At 41.1% G+C, this 7,056-nt stretch carries 8 protein-coding genes; 7 read left to right on the top strand and 1 reads right to left on the bottom strand.

Features of this window, described 5'->3' with window-relative positions; translation table 11 throughout:
- The 4 genes from ACWP87_RS13445 to ACWP87_RS13430 all read left to right on the top strand — a co-directional run.
- A partial coding sequence (locus ACWP87_RS13445) for a PTS ascorbate transporter subunit IIC (protein ID WP_463843716.1) occupies positions 1–1,076 on the top strand: 1,076 nt, incomplete at its 5' end.
- A 20-nt stretch (positions 1,077–1,096) separates the two neighbouring features.
- Positions 1,097–1,954, top strand: a complete 858-nt coding sequence (locus tag ACWP87_RS13440) for a transketolase (RefSeq protein WP_014569064.1) — start codon at positions 1,097–1,099, stop codon at positions 1,952–1,954.
- Positions 1,947–2,963 (top strand): transketolase family protein, encoded by a 1,017-nt coding sequence (locus ACWP87_RS13435; protein WP_014569065.1) that lies wholly within the window; start codon positions 1,947–1,949, stop codon positions 2,961–2,963. Before ACWP87_RS13440 ends, ACWP87_RS13435 begins: the two co-directional genes overlap by 8 nt.
- A 191-nt stretch (positions 2,964–3,154) precedes the next feature.
- Positions 3,155–4,009, top strand: a complete 855-nt coding sequence (locus ACWP87_RS13430; RefSeq protein ID WP_014569066.1) for an ROK family protein — start codon at positions 3,155–3,157, stop codon at positions 4,007–4,009.
- Positions 4,010–4,058: 49 nt separating this feature from the next.
- Here the strand turns inward: ACWP87_RS13430 and ACWP87_RS13425 are convergent, their stop codons facing one another.
- The gene (locus ACWP87_RS13425) at positions 4,059–4,817 is read right to left on the bottom strand and encodes a DeoR/GlpR family DNA-binding transcription regulator (protein WP_005714899.1); all 759 of its coding nucleotides are present in this window, start codon (positions 4,815–4,817) and stop codon (positions 4,059–4,061) included.
- Positions 4,818–5,057: 240 nt separating this feature from the next.
- On the opposite strand from ACWP87_RS13425, the gene ACWP87_RS13420 reads away from it, so the two are divergent.
- From ACWP87_RS13420 to ACWP87_RS13410, 3 genes are read left to right on the top strand one after another with little or no spacing between them, the layout of a single operon-like run.
- A complete protein-coding gene (locus ACWP87_RS13420; protein WP_014569067.1) occupies positions 5,058–5,531 on the top strand; it encodes a PTS sugar transporter subunit IIA in 474 nt (157 codons plus the stop codon).
- Positions 5,532–5,535: 4 nt separating this feature from the next.
- Positions 5,536–5,865 carry a PTS fructose transporter subunit IIB gene (locus tag ACWP87_RS13415; protein ID WP_005714903.1) on the top strand — a complete coding sequence of 110 codons (330 nt, stop codon included), beginning with the start codon at positions 5,536–5,538 and terminating at the stop codon, positions 5,863–5,865.
- Positions 5,866–5,889: 24 nt separating this feature from the next.
- Positions 5,890–6,996 (top strand): PTS fructose transporter subunit IIC, encoded by a 1,107-nt coding sequence (locus ACWP87_RS13410; protein WP_014569068.1) that lies wholly within the window; start codon positions 5,890–5,892, stop codon positions 6,994–6,996.
- Positions 6,997–7,056 lie beyond the last annotated feature (60 nt).

Raw genomic sequence — 7,056 nt, 5'->3', positions numbered from 1 at the left:
ATGGCCTTTATGGTCTAGTCGTCAGGGTGTTGCACTTGAATTGTAAACTGGGGAAGTTTAAGTATATCTATTTGACTGGTCATGCCTTTTTCTATCAGGCATGTATTATCGCGGTGGTTTTGACTACAACAGGAATGAACAATGTTCTTATGATTGCGGTGGGTGGCCTTTTTCTGGGAATGTGTGGATCGGTCTTTCCCGCTATTATTCAACCCTTTACTAAACAAATTACTGGTACAGATGATGTAGCTTTGGCTCACACGGGGAACTTTGGCTATATGATCGCCGGTTATATTGGAAAATGGTTTGGAAATAAAAATAAATCTACGGAAGATATCAATTTTCCGAAAGGTTTGGCCTTTCTTCGAGATTCAACGGTTAGCATTGCACTCACTATGATGGTTGTGTACTTAACGGTGGCGTTATTCACTGGATCAACCTATATCGAGACTAAATTGAGTGCAGGGACAAACTTTATAGTATTTTCTCTTCAACAAGCGGGAACATTTGCTGCAGGTGTTTATATTATCTTAGCTGGAGTTCGCATGATCTTGGCTGAAATCATCCCTGCTTTTAAAGGGATTTCGGAGCGTTTAGTACCAAACTCTAAACCTGGACTAGACTGTCCTATTGTCTTTCCGTATGCTCCAAATGCTGTTTTGATCGGATTCTTTTCAAGCTTTCTTGGCGGAATCGTAAGTCTCATTATTATGGCGCTGACGGGGACAACGATTGTTATTCCAGGCGTTGTACCACATTTCTTTTGTGGAGCAACCTCAGCAGTCTATGGAAATGCGACTGGAGGAATAAGAGGGGCCGTCCTGGGATCATTCGTTCAAGGCGTTGTCATCAGCTTCATGCCGTTGTTTTTAATGCCATTAGTAAGCAACCTTGGCTTTACTGGGTCTACTTTCTCAGATACAGATTATGGCATTATCGGTTTACTTCTAGGCCAATCATCACGAATGGGAGGACAGATCGCGGTTATTGCAGTTATTGCAGTCGTAGGGATCACAATGTTTTTACTCACAGCAGTTAGTGCAAAGAATAAAGGTAAAGATGAAGAAGCAGCTTAATTTTAGGAAGGTGAATAAAGTTGAAACAAACTGAGTTACGTGATATTAAGAAACTCGCTGCAAAGATTAGGTATGGTGCGATCAAGTCAATTCAGTTGGCTGGTCAGGGTCATATTGGTGGATCACTTTCAGTTGCTGATCTGTTAGCAGTTCTTTATGGAAAACAGATGAACTTTCGACCATCTGATCCTCACTGGGCAAGTCGAGACTGGTTAGTTCTTTCAAAAGGGCATGCAGGGCCTGCACTGTATAGCGCTTTAGCAGCGACGGGATTTATTGACTATAAGGTTTTGGAAACATTAAATCGCGGTGGAACGATACTTCCTTCGCATCCTGATCGAAACAAAACACCAGGAGTTGACGCAACAACTGGTTCTCTTGGTCAAGGTACATCTCAAGCAGCCGGTATTGCGACTGGGCTGAAACAGAGAAGATTATCTTCCTACGTTTACTTGATTGTAGGCGACGGCGAACTAAATGAAGGGCAATGCTGGGAAGCCTTTCAGTATATTGCCAGTAACAAACTGAATAATTGTATTGTGTTTATTGATAATAATAAAAAGCAACTAGATGGGTGGACAGACGATATTATTCGTCAATTCGACATTTCTGAAAAGATGCGTGCATTTGGTTTTACAACGCTACATGTCAATGGAAGCAATGTAGAAGAAATTGATGCCGCTATTGATTACTTGAAGACAATTAAAGATTCAGCAGTTTGTGTCGTTCTTGATACAGTAAAAGGGGCAGGCGTTAAATTTTTCGAGGAAATGGCAGATAATCACTCTGTTAAGTTCAACAATCCTCAGATCAATGCCAAGACTGATACTGTACTAGAAGAATTAAAGCAAGTCTTTGAGGAGGAAGAAAATGTTTGAACTAGATGCTAAAAGAGAAATAGGAAAAGAGTTGCGGCAGACAGTTGTAGATGCATTGGATACATTGATGGATAATGACAATCAAATCATTGCGCTTGATGCAGATTTAGGAGGAGCCAGCAACTTTCTTAAATTCAAGCAAACTCACCCCGACAAATTCATCGATGTAGGTATCTCCGAAGCGAATATGATTGGTGTTGCTGCTGGTCTCAGCTTGACAGGTTATAAACCATTTGTTCACACATTTGCACCATTTGTTGCAAGACGTGCTTTAGATCAATTATTTGTATCTGGTGCGTACTCAGGAAATACTATTAATATCTTTGGATCAGATCCAGGATTTGCTGCTGGATTTAACGGAGGCACTCATACCAGTTATGGAGATGTAGGTATTCTCCGAACCATCCCGAATATAGTCATTTGTGACGCTGCAGATGAAGTACAAATGAATTGGATAATTCAAGCTTTCAGTAAACTGAAAGGAATCCATTATGTTCGGGCTAATCGAAAGGGCGTACGAGCAATTTATAAGAAGAATTCACAATTTCGACTTGGGAAAGGTAACTTACTTCACCGAGGTTCTGATTTTCTGATAGTGGCGGCGGGGCAGCTTGTCTCGGAAGCACTGGATGTTGCTGAGAGGTTGGAGAGTCAAGGCATGTCAGCAGATGTTATCGATATGTTTACGATAAAGCCTTTAGATAAGGACTTGTTATTGCATAGATTACCACAAAAGAAAGCTGTTATTACAATAGAAAACCATAATATTATTGGCGGCCTGGGTAGCGCGGTGGCGGAAGTAATGGCAGAAAACAAGATTTCAATACCGCTAAAGAGAATTGGCTGTGACGACCGCTTTGGGCAGGTTGGAACACCGGACTTTCTGCAATCAGAATACGGACTAACCTCGGAAAAAATTTATAACAGAATTAAGCCACTTCTCGTCTTGGCAGAAGGTCATCGCGAAGCTGATTTAATTGCCGTAAAGCATATTGATAATCTAGAATAGTAGTTTATTCCTTTAGATACGGAAGATTAGCATGTGTGCATGAACAAGGATTACTTCAACTTTTTGAGGTGCAGATTGGTTGCTATAAAACTTAGAATTTTAAGCAAATAATGTTCGAAATAGTTGAAACCCCTTTCACCGTGATGTAGGATAATGTTCGAGGTCGAACATTTCGTGGAAGGGGTGTTTTTATGTTAGGCGCTATTGAAGCAGGCGGAACAAAATTTGTTTGTGCAGTGTCACCAGATGGTCAAAAAGTAGAACATAGAGAGGAATTTCCGACACTATCACCCGAAGAGACCATGGTAACGGTATATCATTATTTTGAACATCACCCAGTAGAATCAATTGGCATCGGCTCTTTTGGACCTGTCGACATCAAAAAGACATCACCAACTTTTGGTTACATTGAGGAGACGCCGAAGCAATCCTGGCAGCATTTTAATTTTTTAGGAGAAATGCAGCGACATTTTCCGAAAATTAAATTTGCTTTTACAACGGATGTAAATGCGGCAGCGTACGGCGAGTTTAAGAAAGGTGCAGGTCAAGGCGTTTCTGACCTTGTTTACTGGACTGTTGGTACTGGTATTGGAGCTGGGGTTATTTTAAACGGTCAAATACTACAAGGTTATGGTCATCCCGAAGCTGGACATATTTTAGTGAAACGCCACTCAGAAGATAGCTTCATCGGTGTTTGTCCATATCACCATGACTGCTTGGAAGGCCTAGCTTCAGGACCAGCAATGGAGAAGAGGTACAACACATCTGCAAAGAATATTTCAGAGAATTCTACAGCTTGGGTTATAGAAGCTTATTATCTTGCACAGGCATGTATGACGCTCACATTAACTGTGGCACCAGAGAAAATCATCTTTGGAGGAGGTGTTATGCATCAGAAGCAATTAATACCGTTGATCCAAAAAGAATTTACCGAACTTTTAGCTGGCTACGTGAAAACACCTCCTGTAGATCAGTATATTACTTCTATACAGTTGCATGATGACGCTGGAGTTATTGGGGGTTTTCAGTTAGCAAAAGACTTGTAATGGATGTTAAAAAAGCACACTTCACAGGGGAGTGTGCTTTTTTATATCCTCATGTGTTCAAGGGTTTCGCAACGACAACAGAGCAAAGCTTCTTTAAGTCTCTGATGAATCTGTCGCTGAGTTTGGAATCAACGATGATTCCTGAAAGCTCATTAATATTTGCAAACGGATAGGGATCGGCCTTGCCAATCTTTGTAGCATCGGCTACAACATACTTTTTTAAGGCACGTTTAGCTGCGAGTTCTTTTATTGTTTTATCTGGCAAGCTAGAGGTTGTTGCTTGGCCATTATAGATGCCATTCGTACCAATAAAGGCGAAATCAAAATAAAAGTTTTCTAATGCTTGTTCTGCTATTGCCCCTAGAAATTGGTTTGACTTTTCTTCGTATGTGCCGCCGGCTAAGACAACTTTTGCTTTTCGTTTTAACAGATCTCGGAATGCTAAATCGGAATTGGTTACATAAAGAATCTGTGGATTTGTTGGCAGAAACGATATTGCCGCGTTTACAGTCGTTCCTGCACCAAGATAAACAGTTGCCTTGGGTGTTATAAACGCAGCAATCTGTCTTCCGATTTCAAGCTTTGCTTCTCGTTGAATCTTAGCTTTTTCGTTGGTTGTGCGTTCAATGATCAATGAGGCGCCACCGTAAGTTCGTGAAAGAAGCCTTTTTTTTGACATTTCTGCTAGGTCACGTCTGATGGTCATTGGGGCTACTTGGAGTTTTCGAGCTAATTCGACTGTTGTCATAGATTTACTGTCGGTCTCCCCTAAGAGCTCAAGAATTGCATCCTGTCTTGGGACTTTCATGTCACTCCCTCCTATCCTTTCTCATGTTCCAATTATATTTTACCTGTCAACGATGTTCAAGTATGTTCATCTTAGCTAAAGAATATTGGATGAAGCGAGCATTTGAAATTTGCATTTTATATAGTCTAAAGAAAAAAGATCTAAAATTGTTGACACACCGATTGAAAGCGTTTACTATGAACTTGAACAAAGACGAACACATAAAGTCGAGATGAACATTTGTTGGGAGGAGAAATCAGCGTGAATACCTTCGATATTTCAAAAGTATTGAATCAAAATCTCATCACTCTTGATCTAATTGCCTCAAATAAGGAAGAAGCCATTTCCGAGTTAACCGACCTCTTGGTAGCAGAAGGTGCGGTAAACGACAAAAAGGCTTTTGTTGAGGATGTTCTCATTCGGGAAACGGAAGGAATGACAGGCTTAGGTCAAGGCGTAGCAATTCCCCATGGAAAATCTAAAGCTGTATCCACAACTTCACTAGCTATCGGTGTCAGTAATCATTTTATAGAGTGGGAGAGTTTAGACGGAAAACCAGTTAATACCATTATTTTATTCGCAGTTCGCGATCAAGACGCAGATACACTTCATATTAAATTATTACAGAAAGTGGCTATCTTGTTGGCAGATGATGAGTTTATTGAAGAACTCCACAAAGCAAAAAGTAAAAAACAAGTATTAACACTTTTCGAAAGAAATCCGGAGGAGGAATGAAACAATGAAGATTGTTGGGATCGCGGCTTGCACATCTGGTATTGCACACACGTATATTGCGCGCGAAAAGGTGTTGAAAGCAGCAAAAAAATTGGGCTGGGAAGCACACATGGAGACACAAGGAACTATTGGCACTGAAAATCAACTAACCCCTGAGCAAATAAGTGAGGCTGATTTTGTTCTTTTGGCAATCGATATCAAGATTGGCGGACGTGAACGATTTAAAGGAAAGAGGGTTATCGAAGTACCCACAAATACAGTGATTAAAGCGCCAACGAAAGTATTAGAAACTATTGCAAAGAAACTTGATGACAAACGTAATTCCACTAACTAATTCTTGAAAAGGAGGAGCATCGTAATGATTAAGAAGCTCCAGTTGCGTAAACATGCAATGACCGCAATTTCGTATATGTTGCCACTAGTTGTTGCTGCTGGTTTATTAATCGCAATAGGCAACCTAACTGGCGGAAAAGTGATGACATCCTTCAAGGGTGACTACTTTCTACCATCAGTTCTGACAACGCTTGGCGTGTGGGGTATGGGATTACTGGCACCCGTCATTTCCGCAGCAATCGCATATTCAATTGCTGATCGACCGGGTATTGCGCCAGGTTTACTAAGTGGTGTTATTTCGTACAACATTGGTGCAGGTTTCTTAGGTGGTATGTTAGGTGGTTTTATTACTGGCTGGGTTGTCGCAGCTCTTGTGAAGTACATCAAAGTTCCTGTTTGGGCTGAAGGGCTTAAGCCGATGATGATCATTCCGCTATTATCATCGTTGATTATGGCAGGCATCATGTTTTATGTTGTGGGTCAACCAATTGTCGTTGCGACAAATGCAATGACGAGTTTTCTCAATAGTATGCAAGGATCGGCAAAGTTTGTCTTCGGTGGGATTATGGGGGCGATGGCCGCTTTTGATTTCGGTGGACCAGTTAACAAAGTCGCGTCACTATTTGCAGATGGACTTTTATTACAAGGCGTTCAACAACCGGAAGCAATAAAAATTTTAGCTTCGATGGTTCCGCCGTTTGGGGTCACAATTTCTTGGGTACTGGCGATATTATTCAAACGAAAGATATATACCAAAGCCGAAGAAGATAATATCAAGATAGCCTTTCCTATGGGGATTGTCATGATTACTGAAGGCGTCATTCCTATCGCAGCCGTAGATTTAGTTCGGGTTGTTGCGGCTTCCTCCATTGGAGCAGCTGTTGGAGGCGCATTATCAATGACTTGGGATATTAAAAGCCCTGTGCCATCTGGGGGAATGTTTATTGTACCTGCGATGAATAAGCCATTGCTATTTTGCTTAGCACTCCTTATTGGTTCCATTGTTACGGGATTAATTCTCTTTTTCACCAAGAAGACGGTAACAAAAGATGATGAGGTGCTGGAGTCTGGAAACGGTGCAAATGAACCTGAGGAAGAGATCGATTTAGACGACATTAAGTTTGACGAATAGGGGGACCGTTCATGTACGTATCCATGAAAGAGATGCTAGATAAAGCCAACCGAGAAAAAT

It is taken from the genome of Lacticaseibacillus sp. 22 (assembly GCF_055413445.1).
This window is presented reverse-complemented; position numbering and strand designations above follow the sequence as displayed.